20 protein-coding genes are annotated in these 19,480 nt (G+C 60.5%); 2 read left to right on the forward strand and 18 right to left on the reverse strand.

Annotation, left to right across the window (positions count from 1 at the left end):
• Positions 1 to 11: 11 nt before the first annotated feature.
• The 4 genes from fabD to ACI77H_RS15080 form a co-directional block, all read right to left on the reverse strand.
• Positions 12 to 950 carry an ACP S-malonyltransferase gene (gene fabD / locus ACI77H_RS15065; protein WP_150631732.1) on the reverse strand — a complete coding sequence of 313 codons (939 nt, stop codon included), beginning with the start codon at positions 948 to 950 and terminating at the stop codon, positions 12 to 14.
• 125 nt (positions 951 to 1,075) lie between these two features.
• Positions 1,076 to 2,086, reverse strand: a complete 1,011-nt coding sequence (gene plsX / locus ACI77H_RS15070) for a phosphate acyltransferase PlsX (protein WP_407012582.1) — start codon at positions 2,084 to 2,086, stop codon at positions 1,076 to 1,078.
• A 4-nt stretch (positions 2,087 to 2,090) separates the two neighbouring features.
• Positions 2,091 to 2,273 (reverse strand): 50S ribosomal protein L32, encoded by a 183-nt coding sequence (gene rpmF / locus ACI77H_RS15075; RefSeq protein WP_008152339.1) that lies wholly within the window; start codon positions 2,271 to 2,273, stop codon positions 2,091 to 2,093.
• Positions 2,274 to 2,286: 13 nt separating this feature from the next.
• Positions 2,287 to 2,814, reverse strand: coding sequence for a YceD family protein (locus tag ACI77H_RS15080; RefSeq protein WP_004371317.1), 528 nt, complete (start codon positions 2,812 to 2,814; stop codon positions 2,287 to 2,289).
• Between the two features lie 105 nt (positions 2,815 to 2,919).
• On the opposite strand from ACI77H_RS15080, the gene ACI77H_RS15085 reads away from it, so the two are divergent.
• A complete protein-coding gene (locus ACI77H_RS15085; protein WP_407012583.1) occupies positions 2,920 to 3,498 on the forward strand; it encodes a Maf family protein in 579 nt (192 codons plus the stop codon).
• Positions 3,499 to 3,590: 92 nt separating this feature from the next.
• Here ACI77H_RS15085 and sppA read toward each other — a convergent pair whose 3' ends face one another.
• From sppA to rluC, 3 genes are read right to left on the reverse strand one after another with little or no spacing between them, the layout of a single operon-like run.
• Entirely contained in the window at positions 3,591 to 4,580 is a 990-nt protein-coding gene (gene sppA, locus ACI77H_RS15090; RefSeq protein WP_407012584.1) for a signal peptide peptidase SppA, read from the reverse strand.
• A gap of 24 nt (positions 4,581 to 4,604) precedes the next feature.
• On the reverse strand, positions 4,605 to 5,267 hold the full coding sequence (locus ACI77H_RS15095; protein WP_407012585.1) for an HAD-IA family hydrolase: 663 nt from the start codon (positions 5,265 to 5,267) through the stop codon (positions 4,605 to 4,607).
• Complete coding sequence (gene rluC / locus ACI77H_RS15100; RefSeq protein ID WP_407012586.1) at positions 5,254 to 6,216, reverse strand: 23S rRNA pseudouridine(955/2504/2580) synthase RluC; 963 nt, start codon at positions 6,214 to 6,216, stop codon at positions 5,254 to 5,256. The genes ACI77H_RS15095 and rluC overlap by 14 nt, the downstream gene beginning before the upstream one ends.
• A 701-nt stretch (positions 6,217 to 6,917) precedes the next feature.
• Between rluC and rne the strand changes: the two genes are divergently transcribed.
• The gene (gene rne, locus ACI77H_RS15105; protein ID WP_407012587.1) at positions 6,918 to 10,133 is read left to right on the forward strand and encodes a ribonuclease E; all 3,216 of its coding nucleotides are present in this window, start codon (positions 6,918 to 6,920) and stop codon (positions 10,131 to 10,133) included.
• A 170-nt stretch (positions 10,134 to 10,303) separates the two neighbouring features.
• On the opposite strand, the gene ACI77H_RS15110 is transcribed toward rne, so the two are convergent.
• The 11 genes from ACI77H_RS15110 to ACI77H_RS15160 all read right to left on the reverse strand — a co-directional run bounded on the left by ACI77H_RS15110 (position 10,304) and on the right by ACI77H_RS15160 (position 19,438).
• The gene (locus tag ACI77H_RS15110) at positions 10,304 to 10,894 is read right to left on the reverse strand and encodes an NTP transferase domain-containing protein (RefSeq protein WP_407012588.1); all 591 of its coding nucleotides are present in this window, start codon (positions 10,892 to 10,894) and stop codon (positions 10,304 to 10,306) included.
• Positions 10,891 to 11,874 (reverse strand): XdhC family protein, encoded by a 984-nt coding sequence (locus ACI77H_RS15115; RefSeq protein WP_407012589.1) that lies wholly within the window; start codon positions 11,872 to 11,874, stop codon positions 10,891 to 10,893. Before ACI77H_RS15115 ends, ACI77H_RS15110 begins: the two co-directional genes overlap by 4 nt.
• Positions 11,874 to 14,195, reverse strand: a complete 2,322-nt coding sequence (locus ACI77H_RS15120) for a molybdopterin cofactor-binding domain-containing protein (RefSeq protein ID WP_407012590.1) — start codon at positions 14,193 to 14,195, stop codon at positions 11,874 to 11,876. The genes ACI77H_RS15115 and ACI77H_RS15120 overlap by 1 nt, the downstream gene beginning before the upstream one ends.
• Positions 14,192 to 14,662, reverse strand: coding sequence for a (2Fe-2S)-binding protein (locus ACI77H_RS15125; protein ID WP_150636046.1), 471 nt, complete (start codon positions 14,660 to 14,662; stop codon positions 14,192 to 14,194). Before ACI77H_RS15125 ends, ACI77H_RS15120 begins: the two co-directional genes overlap by 4 nt.
• 247 nt (positions 14,663 to 14,909) lie before the next feature.
• On the reverse strand, positions 14,910 to 15,929 hold the full coding sequence (gene murB, locus ACI77H_RS15130) for a UDP-N-acetylmuramate dehydrogenase (RefSeq protein ID WP_407012591.1): 1,020 nt from the start codon (positions 15,927 to 15,929) through the stop codon (positions 14,910 to 14,912).
• Complete coding sequence (locus ACI77H_RS15135) at positions 15,926 to 16,390, reverse strand: low molecular weight protein-tyrosine-phosphatase (protein WP_407012592.1); 465 nt, start codon at positions 16,388 to 16,390, stop codon at positions 15,926 to 15,928. Before ACI77H_RS15135 ends, murB begins: the two co-directional genes overlap by 4 nt.
• Entirely contained in the window at positions 16,390 to 17,154 is a 765-nt protein-coding gene (gene kdsB, locus ACI77H_RS15140; protein ID WP_407012593.1) for a 3-deoxy-manno-octulosonate cytidylyltransferase, read from the reverse strand. Before kdsB ends, ACI77H_RS15135 begins: the two co-directional genes overlap by 1 nt.
• Positions 17,151 to 17,336, reverse strand: a complete 186-nt coding sequence (locus ACI77H_RS15145; protein WP_007945752.1) for a Trm112 family protein — start codon at positions 17,334 to 17,336, stop codon at positions 17,151 to 17,153. Before ACI77H_RS15145 ends, kdsB begins: the two co-directional genes overlap by 4 nt.
• A gap of 25 nt (positions 17,337 to 17,361) precedes the next feature.
• Positions 17,362 to 18,372, reverse strand: a complete 1,011-nt coding sequence (gene lpxK, locus ACI77H_RS15150; protein ID WP_407012594.1) for a tetraacyldisaccharide 4'-kinase — start codon at positions 18,370 to 18,372, stop codon at positions 17,362 to 17,364.
• On the reverse strand, positions 18,372 to 18,803 hold the full coding sequence (locus ACI77H_RS15155) for an ExbD/TolR family protein (RefSeq protein ID WP_407012595.1): 432 nt from the start codon (positions 18,801 to 18,803) through the stop codon (positions 18,372 to 18,374). Before ACI77H_RS15155 ends, lpxK begins: the two co-directional genes overlap by 1 nt.
• A complete protein-coding gene (locus tag ACI77H_RS15160; protein ID WP_407012596.1) occupies positions 18,800 to 19,438 on the reverse strand; it encodes a MotA/TolQ/ExbB proton channel family protein in 639 nt (212 codons plus the stop codon). Before ACI77H_RS15160 ends, ACI77H_RS15155 begins: the two co-directional genes overlap by 4 nt.
• Positions 19,439 to 19,480: the final 42 nt, after the last annotated feature.

Below are 19,480 nucleotides of genomic sequence, written 5' to 3' on the forward strand. Positions count from 1 at the left end.
CTTCTCCTGATTCAGGCCTGTGCCGCACGGGCGGCAGCGAAGGCGTCTGGGGTATTGAGGTTGGATGTCGACACGCCTTCGGCGCAGCGTTTGTTCAGGCCTGCGAGCACTTTGCCAGGGCCACATTCGACCAATTGGGTCGCGCCCTTCGCGGCCAGCGCCTGGACCGACTCGACCCAGCGCACAGGCTTGTAGAGCTGCTCAAGCAGATCGCGCTTGAGGGTTTCGAGATCGGCCGGCACGTTCGCGCTGACGTTTTGTACCACAGGAATCTGTGGTTCCTGCCAGTTGATCGCAGCGATCGACTCGGCAAAACGTTCTGCCGCTGGACGCATCAGCTCGCAATGGGACGGCACGCTGACCGGCAATGGCATGGCGCGCTTGGCACCACGCGCCTTGCATCCCTCAATAGCGCGCTCGACCGCAGCCTTGGCGCCTGCGATCACGACTTGACCCGGGGAATTGAAATTGACCGCGCTGACCACTTCGCCTTGCGCCGCTTCGGCGCAGGCTGCCAGTACGTCAGCGTCGTCCAGACCGAGAATCGCAGCCATACCGCCCTGCCCGGCCGGAACGGCTTCTTGCATTAACTGACCGCGACGTTCCACCAGCTTCACCGCGTCGCCCAGACTCAGGCTGCCCGCAGCGACCAGGGCGCTGTACTCGCCCAGGCTGTGACCGGCGACGTAAGCCGGACGCGCACCGCCTTCCGCCAGCCACAGACGCCACAAGGCGATCGAAGCGGTCAGAATGGCCGGCTGGGTTTTGTCGGTTTGATTGAGTTGCTCTTCCGGCCCTTGCTGGGTCAGTGCCCACAGGTCGTAACCAAGCGCAGCGGAAGCTTCTTTGAATGTTTCGAGGACCACCGGATGTTGCGCGCCCAACTCGGCCAGCATGCCGAGGGACTGCGAACCCTGTCCTGGAAAGACGAATGCGAGGGAAGCAGACATGTAACAAGCCCCTAATGATCTTGTCGTCGGAGAATTGACGTCCCGCCTGGGGGACGCAAGAAACTGACAGTTGGATGGCTAATTGAACTGAGCGGTCACATTTAAGCATTGTCCGACGAAAACGCCTAAAGCAACAAATCCTCCAGACGACCGTGAATGCGTTCCGGCAGGTTTTCCTGAATCTCGATCAAGGCACGCTGAATCGCACTCTGGAAGCCCTGAACCCCCGCCGAGCCATGGCTTTTCACCACAATTCCCTGCAACCCGAGGAAGCTTGCGCCGTTATGCCGAGCAGGCGCCAGGTCAGCCTGAAGACGCTTCATCAGTGGCAGCGCCAGGGCACCGACCATTTTCGATGCGAGGTTTTTGTTGAAAAGAGCCTCTATTCGCCCGGCAATCATGGTCGCCAGACCTTCACTGGACTTGAGCAAAATATTGCCGACAAAACCGTCACACACCACCACATCTGCCTCGCCACGGTACAAACCGTCACCTTCGACAAAACCGATGTAGTTTATGCCGCGAGCACTCTGCAACAAGGTCGCCGCCAGTTTGACCTGCTGATTGCCCTTGATGTCCTCGGTGCCGATGTTCAGCAATGCGACCCGTGGACGAACGATGCCCAGGGTTTCCGCCGCCACTGAGCCCATCACCGCAAACTGCAGCAAATGCTCGGCACTGCAATCGACGTTGGCGCCGAGGTCGAGCAACTGACAGTAACCCTTCTGCGTCGGAATCGCCGCGACCATGGCGGGTCGATCTATGCCCGGCAAGGTTTTCAACACGAATCGCGACAAGGCCATCAGCGCGCCGGTATTGCCGGCGCTGACGCAGGCCTGAACCTTGCCATCACGCAACAGCTCGAGCGCCACACGCATCGACGAGTCCGGCTTGCCGCGCAAGGCCTGGGCAGGTTTTTCGTCCATGGTGATGACTTCGGATGCCGGGGCAATTGACAGGCGCGAGCGATCCGCAGCCGATTGGCCGGCGATCAGTTCTTCAAGAAGGGAGGGTTGACCGACAAGGGTCAGGTGCAGCGAGGGCGTAGCATTCAGACAAGCAAGGCTGGCCTGGACAATGCTGCGGGGACCGAAGTCCCCGCCCATTGCGTCAATCGCGATGACTTGAGCAGACAAGTGATTACTCGTCAGCGCCCTTGTCGATCACTTTACGGCCACGGTATACGCCTTCTGGCGATACGTGGTGACGCAGGTGAATTTCACCGGTGGTTTTTTCTACAGACAGAGTGCTTGCCGTCAGGGCGTCGTGCGAACGACGCATGTCACGGGCAGAGCGGGATTTTTTGTTCTGCTGAACAGCCATAATTGATTAACTCCTAAACGTTTGGGTCACGCTTTAACTGCGCCAATACACTGAACGGGTTGGACCGCGTTACCTCGTCCTCGCTCGGTTCGGGCTCATCGAGACCCGCCGGCTGCTGGCATTCTTCCGGATGATGAGCAGGCACAATGGGCAAGGCGAGCAAAAGCTCCTCCTCGATCAGTGACTGCAGATCCAAAGGATCTTCGCCCAGTTCCAGCACGTCATAACCTTTCGGCAACGACTGGGTATTCGCACCCTCCTTCACCACAGCATAACTGCATTCGCTGTGGATCGGCAGGGTGACCAGCTCAAGACAACGCTGGCAAACCATTTTGACTTCGGTGTCGATAAAGCTGTGGATTACCACAGACTTACGTTCATCTCGTTCAAAAACGAATTTAGCCTGCACCGTACCGACAGTGTCGGAAAGCGGGTCGCAGAGTCTCTCCAAATCGGCCAGCAGCAGTTCACCTTGAAGGGTGGTGCCACGGTCAGCCAATTTGCGCGGGTCAACGTGAGGTGGAATCGGGTCATTCAACATAGGCGCAGCATTATAGGGATGCCCCCGGCCATGTCAAAGGAAATTCAGCCCTGTCCGTCACCTGGAAGCCTCGCTAGAATTCGCACCTGCCTTCTGGAGATGCGCATGCTGCCTTTATTACTCGCTTCGAGCTCGGTATATCGCCGGGAATTGCTGGCCCGCTTGCAGTTGCCATTCACCTGCAGCTCGCCGGATATCGATGAAAGCCATCGGCCGAACGAGTCCGCCGTCGAGCTGGTAAAACGCCTCGCCAAAGAAAAAGCCCTGGCCCTTGCCGACAGCCATCCCGCTCATCTGATTATCGGTTCCGACCAGGTCGCAGTGCTCGGCGAGCGCATTATCGGCAAACCCCACACCTTCGAAAAGGCCCGCGAGCAGTTGCAGGCCTCAAGCGGCGCCAGCGTGACCTTCCTGACCGGCCTCGCCCTGCTTAACAGCCAGACCGGTCTCTGCCACGTCGACTGCGTGCCGTTCACCGTGCACATGCGCCCACTCGACACCCCAAGCATCGAACGCTACCTGCGCGCCGAACAGCCCTACGACTGCGCTGGCAGCTTCAAGGCCGAAGGTTTAGGGGTGAGCCTGTTTCAAAGCACCGAAGGCCCTGACGCCACCAGCCTGATCGGCCTACCGCTGATTCGCCTGATCGACATGCTGCTGGCCGAAGGCGTGCAAATCCCCTGAGACGCCATCACCGGCAAGCCGACGCCTACACGTTATGTGATAGCTCAAAAAAAACCGGCCACGAAGGCCGGTTTTTTTATGCGGAGGGAAAATCAGCGCAGCGACGGACCATGAAAGCCCATCCACATCGCCAACTGCTCAGCCACGCTGGCGCCAAGTTTCTTCGAAAAGCGATCAAACGGCGATTCCTGAACGGTGAAATCCACCAGCTCTTTCTCGCCGATCACATCACGCGCTACCGAACTGGCATTGCCCAGACCATCGATCAGACCCAGCGGCAGCGCTTGCTCACCGGACCAGACCAACCCAGAAAACAATTCCGGATGCTCTTTATCCTTGAGGCGATCGCCACGACCCTTCTTGACACTGCTGATGAACTGCTGGTGCGTCGTATCCAGCACGCCCTGCCAGAACTGAGTCTCCTCAGGCTTCTGCGGCTGGAACGGATCAAGGAACGACTTGTGCTCACCCGACGTGTAGGTCCGACGCTCGACGCCGAGCTTCTCCATGGTGCCGACAAACCCGTAACCCGCCGCCGTCACACCAATGGAACCCACCAGACTCGCCTTATCGGCGTAAATCTGATCCGCTGCACTGGCGATGTAATAAGCACCGGAGGCGCCCAGATCGGAGATCACCGCGTAAACCTTGGTCTGCGGATGCAAGCCGCGCAACCGTTGAATCTCGTCATAAACATAGCCGGATTGCACCGGACTGCCGCCCGGGCTGTTGATGCGCAGGATGACACCTTTAACCTTCTCATCCTCGAAGGCCGCTCGCAGGCTGCCAACGATATTGTCAGCACTGGCGGGCTCCTTGTCGGCGATCATGCCGGTCACGTCGATCAGCGCAGTGTAATTGGCGCTACGGGTGGCGGCTTTTTCCATGTCCATCAGCGGCGTGAACAGAATCAACGCGCCAAACAGGTACACAAAGGTCAGCAACTTGAAGAAAATCCCCCAGCGACGCGACCGGCGCTGCTCCTGCACGCTGGCGAGCAGGGTCTTTTCCAGCAGCTTCCAGCTTTTTTCGTCACCGCTCTCTGCGCTCGGCTTGGCGGGCGCTTTCCATTCGTCGGTCATGCCATCTACCCCAGCAAAAACGTATTAAGCCCGCTGACTCAGCCAGGCATGCAGTTCTGAAAAACGATCAATGGCCAATGCCGGCTCGAACAATTTCAGCGCTTCAATCGATTGCGCGCCATAGCTGACCGCCACCGAATCCATGCCGGCATTGCGCGCCATCTGCAGATCGAAGGACGAATCGCCAACCATCAACGCTTGCTCCGGACGAACCTCGCAATGGGCGAGAATCTGCTCAAGCATCAATGGATGGGGCTTGCTGGCGGTTTCATCGGCGGCACGAGTGATGTCGAAATAACCGTCCCAGCCGTGCGCCTTCAACACCCGATCCAGCCCGCGACGGGCCTTACCGGTGGCGACGGCCAAATGATAACCCTCGGCGCGAAACGCCTCCATCGACTCGACAACCCCTTCAAACAACGGCGAAGGCACGGCTTCCGAGGCGATGTAGTGGTCCGCATAATGCTCGCGAAACGCCACCAGCTCGGTATCGCTGATCTCGGGATACAACGTGCGAATCGCTTCCGGCAGGCCCAGACCGATGATGCCCTTTACAGCAAAGTCATCGCGCAATTGAAAACCGGAACGCTCGGACGCGACGTGCATCGCCTCGACAATCCGACCAATGGAGTCGGCGAGAGTGCCGTCCCAATCGAAAATCAGCAGTTTGTAATCAGAGGGGTGCACTCAGGCGCTCCACGGTCTTGGCCCACATCTCATCCACCGGCGCTTGCAACTTCAACTCGCCACCATCCGGCAGCGGCACGGTCAGCATGTAGGCGTGCAAGAACAGACGCTTACCGCCCAAATCGCGGATTTCCTTGCTGAAACCTTCGTCGCCGTACTTGGTGTCGCCAGCGATGCAATGCCCGGCGTGCAGGGTGTGAACGCGGATCTGGTGAGTCCGGCCGGTGATCGGCTTGGCTTCGATCAGCGTGGCAAAGTCACCGAAACGACGCAGGACCTTGAACACGGTCACAGACTCCTTGCCCTCCTCCTCGTCGACCTCGACCATGCGCTCGCCGGAACGCAGATTACTCTTGCCGAGCGACGCACGAACTTGCTTGATCGAGGCCGCCCAGTTACCACGGACCAGCGCCATATAGCGCTTATCGACACCATCACCGCGCAATGCCGTGTGCAAGTGACGCAGCATGCTGCGCTTCTTGGCGATCATCAGCAGACCAGAAGTGTCACGGTCAAGACGGTGAACCAGTTCGAGCTCCTTGCAATCCGGACGCAACTGACGAAAGGCTTCGATCACCCCGTACGTCAGGCCGCTGCCGCCATGAACCGCGATGCCGCAAGGCTTGTTGATCACGATCAGCGCCTTGTCTTCATAGACAATCGAGGCTTCGAGTCGCTGCAACAGGCCCTGGGCCAGCGGCACAGGTTCGTCGCGTTCGGGCACGCGAACCGGCGGCACGCGCACGATATCGCCCGCCTGCAGCTTGTATTCGGGCTTGATCCGACCTTTGTTCACTCGCACTTCGCCCTTGCGCAAAATGCGATAAATCAAGGTCTTGGGCACGCCTTTGAGCCGAGCGAGAAGGAAGTTATCAATACGTTGGCCGGCATATTCCGGCGAGACCTCAAGCAGTTGTACGGCTGGGGTCGAGGGGGCAGTAGTCGTCATGGCGCGGATGATATCAATTTTTTATGGAATTGAAGCACTTAATCATTACTGCTATAGTCGCGAACGCCGCCAAAAGCGGCCTGGACAGCGGACCAACGGTCAAAAACCGGCCCTGACCAATGCAATTCACCAGGACGCGAGGCCGTCCTACGGGGCTTTTGCTACGTAACGGTGGAGTTTGCAGGTGTAACGAGCGCAGGTGACATGAGGCCTGAATCACGCCGCAAAGCAGAGTTTTCACTCGCTTCGCGAGCCAATATTCACGGCCAGTTCACAAAGTGCAGTCAGCTGCGAATGACCCCGAGCGAACGCTTCGGAAACAACGCCTAAATTAGCCATGATGCGTGACCTCCCCTTTCGGAGCTCACGGTAAATGCCAACCCGCTGCGGATTCTGCGCGCGGCAGCACCCGAATTATCAGGGATACGTGTAGGGTGGAGATGCACAACCGCTGGACTGTGTAGCAATAGGCTTTATCAAGACGCTTCATCTCGTCCACAGCCGCCGGTTGATTCCTCCTCCTGACTGAGTGCTTAAGTAGCCACAGCAAGCAGGACGCGTACGTCGCGACAAAGGCCCGCATTGGCCGGACATCGCTGGACACGGGAATGGCCAACCACTCCTGACGCACCTGACACCGACCGTGAGAAGTCGTGTGTGCCGAACGCCGTTTCCGGCAGCCCGGAAACCGACGGTACTACATGAAAAGAATGCTGATTAACGCAACTCAACCCGAAGAGTTGCGTGTTGCACTGGTAGATGGCCAACGCCTCTACGACCTGGACATCGAATCCGGTGCACGCGAGCAGAAGAAGGCCAACATCTATAAAGGCCGGATTACTCGCATCGAACCAAGCCTTGAGGCTGCCTTTGTCGATTTCGGCTCCGAGCGCCACGGCTTCCTGCCCCTTAAAGAAATCTCCCGCGAATACTTCAAGAAAGCCCCCGAAGGCCGCGTCAACATCAAGGACGTCCTGAGCGAAGGCCAGGAAGTCATCGTTCAGGTCGAAAAAGAAGAACGTGGCAACAAGGGCGCCGCCCTGACCACCTTCATCAGCCTGGCCGGTCGTTACCTCGTTCTGATGCCGAACAACCCGCGTGCCGGCGGTATTTCCCGTCGCATCGAAGGTGAAGAGCGCAACGAACTGCGTGAAGCCCTGAACGGTCTGGTTGCCCCGGCCGACATGGGTCTGATCGTGCGCACTGCTGGCCTGGGCCGCAGCAGCGAAGAAATGCAGTGGGACCTCGATTACCTGCTGCAACTCTGGACCGCCATCAAAGAAGCCTCGCTGGATCGCTCCGCGCCATTCCTGATCTACCAGGAAAGCAACGTGATCATCCGCGCCATCCGCGATTACCTGCGCCAGGACATCGGCGAAGTACTGATCGACAGTGTTGAAGCCCAGGACGAAGCCCTGACCTTCATTCGCCAGGTGATGCCGCAGTACGCCAGCAAGATCAAGCTGTACGAAGACAGCGTTCCGCTGTTCAACCGTTTCCAGATCGAAAGCCAGATCGAGACCGCTTTCCAGCGCGTCGTTGAACTGCCTTCCGGCGGCTCCATCGTTATCGATCCGACCGAAGCCCTGGTGTCCATCGACATCAACTCGGCGCGCGCCACCAAAGGCAGCGACATCGAAGAAACCGCCCTGCAGACCAACCTTGAAGCCGCCGAAGAAATCGCCCGTCAGTTGCGCTTGCGCGACATCGGCGGCCTGATCGTCATCGACTTCATCGACATGACCCCTGCCAAGAACCAGCGCGCTGTGGAAGAAAAAGTCCGCGAATGCCTGGAAGCCGACCGCGCTCGCGTGCAAGTCGGTCGCATCTCGCGCTTCGGCCTGCTGGAAATGTCCCGTCAGCGCCTGCGTCCATCGCTCGGCGAAAGCAGCGGCATCGTTTGCCCACGTTGCAACGGCACCGGCATCATCCGTGACGTTGAATCGCTGTCGCTGGCGATCCTGCGCCTGATCGAAGAAGAAGCCCTGAAAGACCGCACCGCCGAAGTTCGCGCCCAAGTGCCGATTCCGGTCGCAGCCTTCCTGCTCAACGAAAAACGCAACTCGATCACCAAGATCGAACTGCGCACCCGTGCCCGCATCGTCATTCTGCCGAACGATCACCTCGAAACGCCGCACTTCGAAGTTCAGCGTCTGCGCGATGACAGCCCGGAAGCCACGGTCGGCCAGTCCAGCTACGAAATCGCTGCTGCCGCTGCCGAAGTCGAAGAAGTCCAGCCCGCCGCTGCGACCCGCACCCTGGTTCGCCAGGAAGCCGCGGTCAAGACCGCTCCGGCCCGCGCCAACGCTCCGGTTCCGACCGAAGTCGTCGCTGCCGCGCCAGTGGCTGCACCGGTTGCCGTGCCAGAACCAAGCCTGTTCAAAGGCCTGGTGAAGTCGCTGGTCAGCCTGTTCGCGACCAAGGAAGAACCTGCTGCTCCGGTTGTGGTTGAAAAACCAGCGACCACCGAGCGTCCGGCCCGTAACGAAGAGCGTCGCAACGGTCGTCAACAGAGCCGCAACCGTAACGGTCGCCGCGATGAAGAACGCAAGCCTCGTGAGGAACGTGCACCGCGTGAAGAACGCGCACCACGTGAACCGCGCGAAGCCCGTGAAGAAACTCCGGCAGTCGCTCGCGAAGAGCGCGCACCACGTGAAGAGCGTGCACCACGCGCCCCTCGTGAAGAACGCGCACCGCGCGCGCCTCGTGAAGATCGCAAGCCACGTGGCGAGCGTGAAGAACGAGTGCGTGAATTGCGCGAGCCTCTGGATGCCGCTGCTCCGGCCGCCGCTGCTGCCACCGCTACCACTGAAGAGCGTCCAGCCCGTCAGCCACGTGAAGAGCGTGCGCCACGCCCGCCACGTGAAGAGCGTCAACCACGTGCAGAGCAAGCTGCGGCCGCTGTGGCTGAAGAAGAACTGACCGGCAACGAAGAGCAACTGCAGGAAGACGGTCAGGAAGGCGCCGAAGGCGATCGTCCACGCCGCCGCTCCCGTGGCCAGCGTCGTCGCAGCAACCGTCGCGAGCGTCAACGCGATGCCAACGGCAACGTGATCGAAGGTTCGGAAGAGTCGGAATCCGCTGAAGGTAACGAGGCAGCCGAAAGCAACGAAGCGCCAAGCGCTGCCGATCTGGCCGCCGGCCTGGCGGTTACCGCAGCCGTTGCCAGCACCGTGATCAGCGCTCCGGCCGAAGCACAAGCCAACGAGCAAGCCGAACGCGCCACGGCGACAACACTGGAAACTGCTCCAGTTGAAGCGCCAGTCGTTGAAGCGACCACGCCTGTAGAAGCAACCGCCGCTCCGGAAGTCGAAGTGGCCCCGGTTCGTGAAGCACAGCCTCAAGTCGAAGCTGCCGCTGAGCCAACCGTCGTTGCTGAAGCACCTGTCGTGATTGCAGAGCCGGTGGTTGAAACCGTCGCTGAAACCGTGACCGAAACCGTTCGTGAAGTTCGCGAAGAGCAAACCGCTTTCAACTGGGTTGCCGAGCCGGCGGTTGCCGAAACACCAGCTCCCGTCGCTGAAGTAGCGGTTGTCGAGCCAGTGGTCGTGGTTGCCGAACCCGAGCCTGCTCCGGTTGTTGAAGCCCCTGTTGCCGCCGAAGTGGTTGCGCCAGTGGTTGAAGCCGCCCCAGTCAGCGCCCTGACCGAAAATGGCCGCGCACCGAACGACCCGCGTGAAGTGCGTCGTCGCAAGCGTGAAGAAGAGCGTCTGCAGAAGGAAGCCGAACTGGCTGCCGCTGCTGCTCCGGTTGAAGCGGTTGTCGCTGCCGAGCCTGCGCCGGTTGTTGCTGAAGTGGTCGAGGCAGCACCTGCTGTCGAATCGGCCATCGAAGAAGCACCGCGCTCCGTTCAGCAAGCGGTAGAGCAACACGAGCAAGCCCTGGAAAAAGAGCACGAGCCTAAACCTCTCGTCTGATTCCATCGGCCACTAAAAAGCCCCGCCTGGTGATCCAGGCGGGGCTTTTTTTATGTCGGTAGTTCAATAGATAGACCGCGTTATCGTTCTTCGCTGGCAGCCAGTTCCTACAGGATTTGTGTCGTACTCCAGGTATGTGATTCACAAACCTTGCCAGCGATGGCGGTGTATCAGGCGAAGACCAACGCCTGCGGCACATCCACATCCCACAACACCCCGACATCATCCACCGCGACCTCGACCAGCCTTGCCGAGGCAAACAACGGCTTGGCCCCACGATCACCCGACAATGCCATCAAGCCTGGTCCAAACGTACGCCCAAAACCGACCGGATGCCCGTATTCGCCATTTATCACCGGAACACTGATCCCATCATCAGAAATCCCCGCTAAAACCTGTTCAACCGTCGACGGCCGAATGAACGGCATATCCCCCAACACAATCAACCAGCCACCGAGCTGCGAACACGCCGCCACACCGGCCGCAATGCTGTCGCCCATGCCGGTCGATTCGATCAGTGCAATCTCGAAACCATACGCCTGAGCCATACGAACCACTTGCGGGCGATCTTCGGTGGTCACCAGTACGCGTTTCGCAACGGTGGCCGGTAAGTTGACCAACACCTGCTCGATCACCGAACGAACAGCGCCATCACGGCCAACGCAGTCCGCCAGCAGTTTGTCCTGATCGGCGCCGGCAACCTGTCGAAACCGATGGCCCTGCCCCGCCGCCAACACGATGACGCCGATTGGCTCAGTCATACGTCTTCCCGCAACGGCTTCTTCTGTTTCAGCTCGACGCCGTTCTTGATCGCAACTATTTCGGCCAGCAGCGACAAGGCGATTTCCGCCGGGGAATGGCTGCCGATGTGCAGACCGATCGGCCCGTGCAAGCGCTCGATGGCCTCTTGTGACAAGCCTAGCTGAGCCAGGTTTTCCCGGCGCTTCAGGCTGTTGACCCGCGAACCCAGCGCGCCGACATAGAACGCCCTGGAATCGAGCGCCGTGAGCAACGCCATGTCATCCAGGCGCGGATCGTGAGTCAACGCGACAATCGCCGTGCGTTCGTCAGTCTGGATGTTCAGCACCGCTTCGTCCGGCATGCCGGATACGAAGCGTCCGTGCTGCTCTTCCCAGCCGTAGACGAATTCGGTGCGCGGATCGCAGATCAGCACTTCGAAATCCAGCAGCCGTGCCATCTCGGCGACATAACGGGACAATTGCCCCGCGCCGATCAACAACAACCGCCAACGCGGACCGTAAATGGCGCGCAGCGTGGTGCCGTCGAAACTCAGCACATCGCTCTTGGTCGCCGGTTGCAACGTCACTTCACCGCTGGCGATATCCAGCGAGCGCGCGACGATTTCATGGGCCTCGCATCGCGCCAGCAACCCGGCAACCCAAGCCGGGTCGCCGACTCGCTCCTCGGTCAGACGCAAGGTGCCGCCGCACGGTAAACCAAACCGTGCGGCCTCCTCGCGAGTGACGCCATAAGTGATCAATTGCACCGGCGGTCCGTCAGCCGGAATCCGGCCATCGTGCAAGCGGGCAATCAGATCATCCTCGACGCAGCCACCGGACACCGAACCGATCACCACCCCGTCTTCACGCAGGGCCAGCATCGCGCCAGGCGCCCGGGGCGCGGTGCCCCAGGTCTGGACCACGCTGTACAACACCACCCGCTGACCGGCGCGGCGCCACTCCAGCACGCTGCGCAGGACGTTCAGATCGACGCTGTCCATCAGGCCTCGTCCTTTTGCCAACCTTGCAGTTGAAAACGCACCGGCAAGTCGCGGATGCGTTTGCCGGTGGCGGCGAAGATCGCATTGCACAGCGCCGGCGCAATCGGCGGCACGCCCGGTTCACCAACGCCGCCCAACGGCACCACGCCCGGTGGCGTGACCAGATGCACGGCGACTTCCTTCGGCGCCAGGGACATGCGCGCCACTTCGTACATGTGGAAGTTGTCTTGCTGGACCTTGCCGTCCTTGAAGCTGATTTCGCCCAGCACAGCGTTGCCCAGGCCCATCACGCAGGCACCTTCGAACTGCGAGCGAATCCGCTCCGGGTTGATCTGCGGGCCGCAATCCACCGCAATATCAGCCTTGTGTACGATCAATGTGCCATCGTCTTTGACTTCGACCTCGATCACCGCCGCCACATAGGTGACGAAGCTGTAATGCACCGCCAGCCCCAGGCCTCGGCCCTTCGGCAACTCTCGGCCCCAACCCGCGGCTTTGGCAGCGGTTTCCAGCACCGTGCGCATCCGTCCGGTGTCGATCGGATAGCGCTCCGGCGACTCGCCGTAGTTCCACTCTTCACTCAAGGTGCGCGGATCGATCTGACGGTCCGGGCCGAGCAATTTGATCTGGTACTTGAGCGGATCCTGTTTGGCCTTGTGCGCCAATTCATCGACAAAACTCTGGATCGCAAAGCCGTGAGGAATGTTCGACACCGAGCGATACCAGCCGACCCGCGTATGAATCGCTGCTTCCGGATTCTCCAGGCGCACGTTGGGAATCGCATAGGCCATGTTGGTAAAGCCCATACCCAGCTCGAACGCGGCCTCGTGGTTCATGCCCGGCGCGAACAGCGCGGTAATACTCGGTGCCACCGTGCGGTGCAGCCAGCCCGACGGCAGACCGTCCTTACCCAGGCTGGCCTTCAGGTATTCGGCCGAGACGGTGTGGAAATACGAACAGTGGATGTCGTCTTCACGGGTCCATTGCACCCGCACTGCCTTACCGGGAAATTCCTTGGCGAGGATCGCCGCTTCGATGATGAAATCCGGCTTGGACTTGCGACCAAAACCGCCGCCGAGCAGGGTGACGTGGAAGGTGACGTTATCGAACGCAATGCCCAGGCGTTCGCCGATTCGTTCACGGGTGACCTGCGGCGCCTGGCTTGGCGCCCAGGCTTCGCACACACCATCCTTGAAACGGGCGATGGCGACCATCGGCTCCATCGGTGCTTGCGTCAGGTGCGGCAAATAGTAAGAGGCCTCAAGGGTGCTGTCGGCGCTGCCCATGGCTTGGTCGATGTTGCCGGTATTGCGCACCACTTTGCCGGGCTTGAGTGACGCCGCTTCAATTTCCTTGCGATAGGCGATCGAGTCGTAACTGGCGTTGGGGCCCTCGTCCCACTCGATTTTCAGCGCCTCGCGGCCCTTGATGGCGGCCCAGGTGTTACTGGCCACCACCGCCACGCCGCCCAACGGCTGAAACTCCGAGGGCAGCGGACGCCCTTCGATCTGGATGACTTTGATCACCCCGGGGACTTTCAGTGCCGCGCTGTCATCCACGGATTTTACCTTCCCGCCGTAGACCGCCGGACGCGCGATGGTGGCGTAGAGCATGCCGTCGACATGCACGTCGGCGCCGTAAATCGCGCGACCGTTGACGATGTCAGCACCGTCGATGGCCTTGGTGCCTTCCTTGCCGATGTAGCGGAATTCTGACGGTTCCTTGAGCCGCAGGCTGTCACGCGGCGGCACCGCCAGCGCACTGGCAGCGACGGCAAGCGCGCCGTAACCCAGTTCACGACCACTCGGTTTATGGATGACTTTGTGCAGTTGCGCATGGCACTCGCTGACCGGGACTTTCCATTGTTCCGCGGCCGCCTGTTCGAGCATGGTCCGCGCAGCAGCGCCGCAGCGACGCATTGGTTCATACCAGTGGCGCATGCTGCGCGAACCGTCGGTGTCCTGGTTACCGAAGCGCACTTCGTCGCCCGGCGCCTGTTGCACCTTCACCATTGCCCAGTCGGCGTCGAGCTCATCGGCCACCACCATGGTCAGGCTGGTGCGTACGCCCTGGCCCATTTCCGAACGGTTGCAGACCACGGTCACCGTGCCATCTGCGGCGATGCTGACGTACACCTTCGGATCATCGATCCAGCCGTTGGGCATGCCGTCGGCGCCGAATTTCTTTTCCTTCTCGGCGGCGAACGCGTCCTGCCAGCCCCAACTCGCAGCGACCACCAGCGCACTGGTGGCACCGACGCCTTTGAGGAAACCACGGCGACTGAGGTTGCTCAGGGCGAAATCATTCGGTAACTGGCTCATGCCTTGGCCTCCTTCAGGTGGGTGGATGCCTGGCGGATGGCGGTCTTGATCCGGTTGTAAGTGCCGCAACGGCAAATATTGCCGACCATCGCCTCTTCGATCTGTTCGTCGCTCGGGTTCGGGTTGGTCTTGAGCAGTGCCGTGGCGGACATGATCTGCCCGCCCTGGCAATAACCGCACTGGGCGACGGCGGTGTCGAGCCAGGCCTGCTGAACGATTTGCCCGACCGGATCGGCGTGCAGGTTGTCGATGGTGCTGACGTTCTGGCCGATCACCGAGCCGATCGGCGTGATGCAACTGCGCGCCGGGGCGCCTTCGATATGAATGGTGCAGGCGCCGCACAGGCCCATGCCGCAGCCGAATTTGGTGCCGTTGTAACCGACCACGTCGCGGATGGCCCAGAGCAGCGGCATGTCCTCGGTGACATCGAGTTGATGGTCTTGACCATTGAGTTTCAGGGTAATCATGGGCACGCCCGCATATTTGTATGGGTTATGGGGTCGAGCAATCTGCCGCTGGGGGATTAGCGGTTGGCATCACGCAGATCGACTCAGGCTAATGAGGCTCTCTTATGCAAACGACAACGTCTGCATCGGGCCTTTGGTGGAGCAAATGCTTGCATCGTTAGGGGGCTAAGTTAACCCAGCATTAACAAAAAAGCCCTGCACAGTTGAGGATGTGCAGGGCTTTGAGATCAGTCTTGAAAGCGTAGCTTCAATACCGATTGGGCTCCATTTCCAGATCGACGTGAAAACGTTCGCAAATATCTTTTTGAATGCGTTGCGCCAGGTTCAACAACTGCAGGCCAGTCGCGGCCCCGTAGTTGACCAGCACCAGCGCCTGCAATTTATGCACGCCCGCGTCGGCCTCGCGGAAACCTTTCCACCCTGCCCGCTCGATCAGCCAGCCCGCGGCCAGTTTCATCTGCCCATCGGGTTGCGCGTAAGCCACCAGGTCCGGGTATTCGACTTTGAGCTGAGCGACCAGCGCAGCCGACACCAATGGATTCTTGAAGAAGCTGCCGGCATTACCGAGCACCGCCGGGTCCGGAAGCTTTTCGTTGCGGATGCTGCAAATCGCCTGGCTGACGTCGCTGGCGGTCGGCTGATCGATGCCTTGCTCGGTCAGACGCTGACGTACCGGGCCATATTCCAGATGCAGGTGTTCGGCGCGGTCGAGGGCGAAACGAACTCGCAGGATCAACCAGCGCCCCGGTTCCTGTTTGAACAGGCTGTCGCGGTAAGCGAAGTTGCATTCGGCCAGCGTGAAATCGCGCAGTTCGCCAGTCTGGCGATCCAGCGCGGTCAGGCCGGCGAACACGTCCTTGATTTCCACGCCATAGGCGCCAATGTTCTGCATCGGTGCTGCGCCGACGGTGCCGGGGATCAGGCTGAGGTTTTCCAGACCCGACAAACCCTGCGCCAAGGTGTGTTGCACGAACGGATGCCAAGGCTCGCCGGCCTCAGCTTCGATCACGACCTTGTTGCCGTCGTCGCTCAGGATGCGAATCCCGCGCGTGGCCATGCGCAGCACCAGCGACTGGATATCGGCGGTCAACAGCAAATTGCTGCCACCGCCAATCACCAGCAACGGCAGCTCATGTTGTGCGGCGTAGACCAAGGCTTCCCGCACGTCGGCATCGCTGTGGGCCTCGGCAAACCAGCGCGCCTGAACGTCCACCCCAAAGCTGTTGTAAGGCTTGAGCGAAACCTGTGGCTGAATCCGCACACTCATAACCGGGCCTTCAATTCGATCACCAGCAGATCACAGGCGCTTTCGATCAAGTCGAGCACCTGCTCAAAGCCTTGTTTGCCGTCGTGATACGGGTCCGGGACTTCGTCAACTTCCAACTGATAGCGTTGCAGGAACAGATCCAGCTCAGCCCTGCCTCTGGCCGGTTGCAGTGCCTTGAGGTTACGCAGGTTGCTATTGTCCATCGCCAGGATCAAATCATAAGTGGCGAAATCGGCGCGGCTCACTTGCCGGCCGCGTTGAGCGGACAGGTCGTAACCGCGCGATTTTGCCGCGGCCTGGCTGCGCTGGTCCGGCGCGTTGCCAACGTGCCAGTCACCGGTGCCGGCGGAGGCGACTTCGACTTGATCGGCCAGCCCCGCTTCCCGCAGTTTATGCCGCAGCACGCCTTCGGCCGTTGGTGAACGGCAGATGTTGCCCAGACAAACGAACAAAACCCGCATCAGGCCTCCAGCAGGCGACGAACGCGCTCGAGGTCTTCGACGGTGTCAACGCCGGTCGGCGGCGCGATCAATGCATCGGCGACGTGAATTCGCACGCCGTGCCACAGCGCGCGCAGCTGTTCCAGCGATTCGGTGTTTTCCAGCCAGCACGGCCCCCAACTGACGAAGTCATGCAGGAAACCGGCGCGGTAGGCATAGATGCCGATGTGGCGGCGATACGGCACGCCTTCCGGCAGCACATCGCGATTCTTCGCGAACGCGTCCCGAGCCCAAGGCAACGTCGCGCGACTGAACGTCAGCGCCAGGCCATTAAGGTCGCTGACGACCTTGACCACGTTGGGGTTGAACAGGGTTTCGGCGTCTTCGATCGGCTCGGCCAAGGTGGCCATGCGCGCTTCGGTGTGGGCCGCGAGGTTGGCCGCGACCTGATCGATCACGCTCGGCGGGATCAGTGGTTCATCACCCTGAACGTTGACCACGATCGCGTCGGATGCCAGACCGAGTTTTGCGGCAACTTCAGCCAAACGGTCCGTGCCGGAGTTGTGGTCTTCGCGGGTCAGCACCACTTCAGCGCCAAACGCGTTGCACGCCTCGACAATGCGCGCATCGTCAGTGGCAACCACCACGCGCTCGGCGCTGCTTTTGCACGCCTGCTCCCAGACGTGCTGGATCATCGGCCTGCCGGCGATCAGCAGCAGCGGTTTGCCCGGCAGGCGGGTAGAGGCGTAACGCGATGGAATGACAACGGTAAAGGCTGTGGTCATTTATCCAGACGCTCGTCGGTGGTCAGGGTGCGGGCTTCGGTTTCGAGCATCACCGGGATGCCGTCGCGAATCGGGTACGCCAGGCCTGCGCCCTTGCTGATCAGCTCGGTTTTGTCGGCGCTGAGCTTGAGCGGGCCTTTGCAGACCGGGCAAGCGAGGATGTCGAGCAATTTGGTGTCCATGAGCATTCCCTGGATAAAAACGGATTTAAGGCAAAAGACGAGCCGGCAACAGGCGCATCAACTGCGTATCGAACCAGGCCACGAAGGCCGGCGATGGCGCAGCATCGACCGCCAGGTACCACCAATCGGCGGCGGCGAAGGCACGGCACTTCACCGCGTCCTTTTCGGTCATCACCAACGGCAATGACGGGGTGAAATTCAAGGCCTGCACGCTGTATTCGGCGTGGTCGGCAAACGCATGCGGGACTGGCCGCCAGTGTAGCGTTTCGAGGGTTGTGAAGAAACGCTGCGGATTGCCGATCCCGGCCACGGCGTGCAGCGCCTGGCCTGCAGGAAAATGATCGAGGGGGCGGCGTTCGCCGCTGCGCAGATTGACCAGCTCGGTGGGTTGCAGCTGGAAGGCAAAACCGTCGTCGCGATCCTCGGGGGCGCCGTTGTACAGCACCGCATCAACGCTTTGCAGGCGTTCGACCGGTTCGCGCAACGGCCCCGCAGGCAGGCAGCGCTGGTTGCCCAGGCCACGGGCGGCGTCAATCAGCACCAGTTCCAGGTCGCGGGCCAAACGGTAATGTTGCATGCCGTCATCGGAGAGGATCAGGTCCAGTGGTTCGCTCGCCAGCAGTGCTTTGACGGCGCTGCTGCGGTTCGGGTCGATCATCAACGGAACGCCGGTACGCTGGACAATCAGCAGCGGTTCATCGCCAGCGATGTCGGCGCTTTGATCGGCCTCGACGCGCCATGGCAGTTGCGGCGGCCTGGCGCCATAGCCGCGACTGACCACGCCGACCCGCAAACCGCTGCGCTGACAATGCTGGATCATCCACAAAATCAGCGGCGTCTTGCCGGTGCCACCCACGGTGATGTTGCCGACAACGATCAGCGGCACCGGCGGCTGATAAATCTCGCCCTCACCCGCCAGAAAGCGTTTGCGCTTGTTCATGACCACTCGCCGATACAGCCACTCCAGTGGCTGCAACAGCTTCAGGGCCGGATGACCTTGGTACCACGCGGCGAGCAAGCGATCGGACATAGCCATCAGGGCGCGGGCGGCGCCGCCTCGACAGTGGTCATGCGCAAGTGACTGAAGCCGAGTTTGCCGGCGGCGTCCATGGCGGTGATGACCGATTGATGCTGGGTCTTGCCATCCGCACTGATGGACAGCGGCAGGTTGGTGTCACCGTTGGATTCTTTCTGCAACGCGTCCATCAGGGTCGCCAGATCATTCTTCGGCAACAATTGGTTGTTCACCGAGAACACGCCTTCGGCACTGATAGCCACGTCCAGGTGTTTGACCTGCTGGTCTTCGGCAGGCGAACCACTGACCGCTTCCGGCAGATCGACGCGCAACTGGGTTTCACGGGTGAAGGTGGTGGTCACGACGAAAAACAGCAGCAGGATAAACACCACGTCGATCAGCGACGCGAGGTTGATGTCCACATTCTCCCGTTGCTTGCGGCGGAATTTCACGCTCGTTTGCCCTCGGACAAGTCCACGTCACGGTCGCCCTGTACGACTTCAACCAGTTTGATCGCTTCCTGCTCCATGCCGACCACCAGTTCATCGATCCGGCGTTGCAGGAAGCGGTGGAAGAACACCGACGGGATACCGACCATCAGGCCCGCAGCCGTGGTGATCAGCGCCTTGGAGATACCACCCGCCAGCACCGCGGCGTTGGTGCTCATGCCCGACCCCATGAACGCGCTGAAAATATCGATCATGCCCAGCACGGTGCCGAGCAACCCCAGCAACGGCGCCATGGCGGCGATGGTGCCCAGCGCATTGATGTAGCGTTCGAGCTCGTGAATCACCCGCGCAGCGGCTTCTTCAATGCACTCTTTCATGATCTCGCGACCATGCTTGGAGTTGGCCAGGCCCGCCGCCAGAATCTCGCCCAGCGGCGAGTTGGCACGCAACTCCTTGAGTTTTTCTTTATTGAGCTGCTTGTCCTTGATCCATACCCAGACCTGCCCGAGCAAGTGCTCCGGGGTTACACGACTGGCACGCAGGGTCCACAGACGCTCGGCGACGATCGCCATGGCCGCGATGGAACTCAGAATGATCGGCAGCATCATCCAGCCGCCGGATTTGACCAATTCCCACACAGTGACAGTCCCCTCGAAAAAGTGCGCCACTCTAACATAGGG

Source organism: Pseudomonas sp. O230, assembly GCF_045447035.1.
Taxonomy (GTDB): domain Bacteria; phylum Pseudomonadota; class Gammaproteobacteria; order Pseudomonadales; family Pseudomonadaceae; genus Aquipseudomonas.

What these genes read in the sequence shown, in the direction of transcription:
- ACI77H_RS15110 (WP_407012588.1), bottom strand. Translation starts at nt 10,894, where the DNA reads ATGACTGAGCCAATCGGCGTCATCGTGTTGGCGGCGGGGCAGGGCCAT.
- ACI77H_RS15125 (WP_150636046.1), bottom strand. Translation starts at nt 14,662, where the DNA reads ATGATTACCCTGAAACTCAATGGTCAAGACCATCAACTCGATGTCACC.
- ACI77H_RS15120 (WP_407012590.1), bottom strand. Translation starts at nt 14,195, where the DNA reads ATGAGCCAGTTACCGAATGATTTCGCCCTGAGCAACCTCAGTCGCCGT.
- ACI77H_RS15080 (WP_004371317.1), bottom strand. Translation starts at nt 2,814, where the DNA reads ATGTTGAATGACCCGATTCCACCTCACGTTGACCCGCGCAAATTGGCT.
- ACI77H_RS15085 (WP_407012583.1), top strand. Translation starts at nt 2,920, where the DNA reads ATGCTGCCTTTATTACTCGCTTCGAGCTCGGTATATCGCCGGGAATTG.
- ACI77H_RS15135 (WP_407012592.1), bottom strand. Translation starts at nt 16,390, where the DNA reads ATGCGGGTTTTGTTCGTTTGTCTGGGCAACATCTGCCGTTCACCAACG.
- ACI77H_RS15145 (WP_007945752.1), bottom strand. Translation starts at nt 17,336, where the DNA reads ATGGACACCAAATTGCTCGACATCCTCGCTTGCCCGGTCTGCAAAGGC.
- murB (WP_407012591.1), bottom strand. Translation starts at nt 15,929, where the DNA reads ATGAGTGTGCGGATTCAGCCACAGGTTTCGCTCAAGCCTTACAACAGC.
- rne (WP_407012587.1), top strand. Translation starts at nt 6,918, where the DNA reads ATGAAAAGAATGCTGATTAACGCAACTCAACCCGAAGAGTTGCGTGTT.
- rpmF (WP_008152339.1), bottom strand. Translation starts at nt 2,273, where the DNA reads ATGGCTGTTCAGCAGAACAAAAAATCCCGCTCTGCCCGTGACATGCGT.
- ACI77H_RS15115 (WP_407012589.1), bottom strand. Translation starts at nt 11,874, where the DNA reads ATGGACAGCGTCGATCTGAACGTCCTGCGCAGCGTGCTGGAGTGGCGC.
- sppA (WP_407012584.1), bottom strand. Translation starts at nt 4,580, where the DNA reads ATGACCGACGAATGGAAAGCGCCCGCCAAGCCGAGCGCAGAGAGCGGT.
- kdsB (WP_407012593.1), bottom strand. Translation starts at nt 17,154, where the DNA reads ATGACCACAGCCTTTACCGTTGTCATTCCATCGCGTTACGCCTCTACC.
- fabD (WP_150631732.1), bottom strand. Translation starts at nt 950, where the DNA reads ATGTCTGCTTCCCTCGCATTCGTCTTTCCAGGACAGGGTTCGCAGTCC.
- rluC (WP_407012586.1), bottom strand. Translation starts at nt 6,216, where the DNA reads ATGACGACTACTGCCCCCTCGACCCCAGCCGTACAACTGCTTGAGGTC.
- lpxK (WP_407012594.1), bottom strand. Translation starts at nt 18,372, where the DNA reads ATGGCTATGTCCGATCGCTTGCTCGCCGCGTGGTACCAAGGTCATCCG.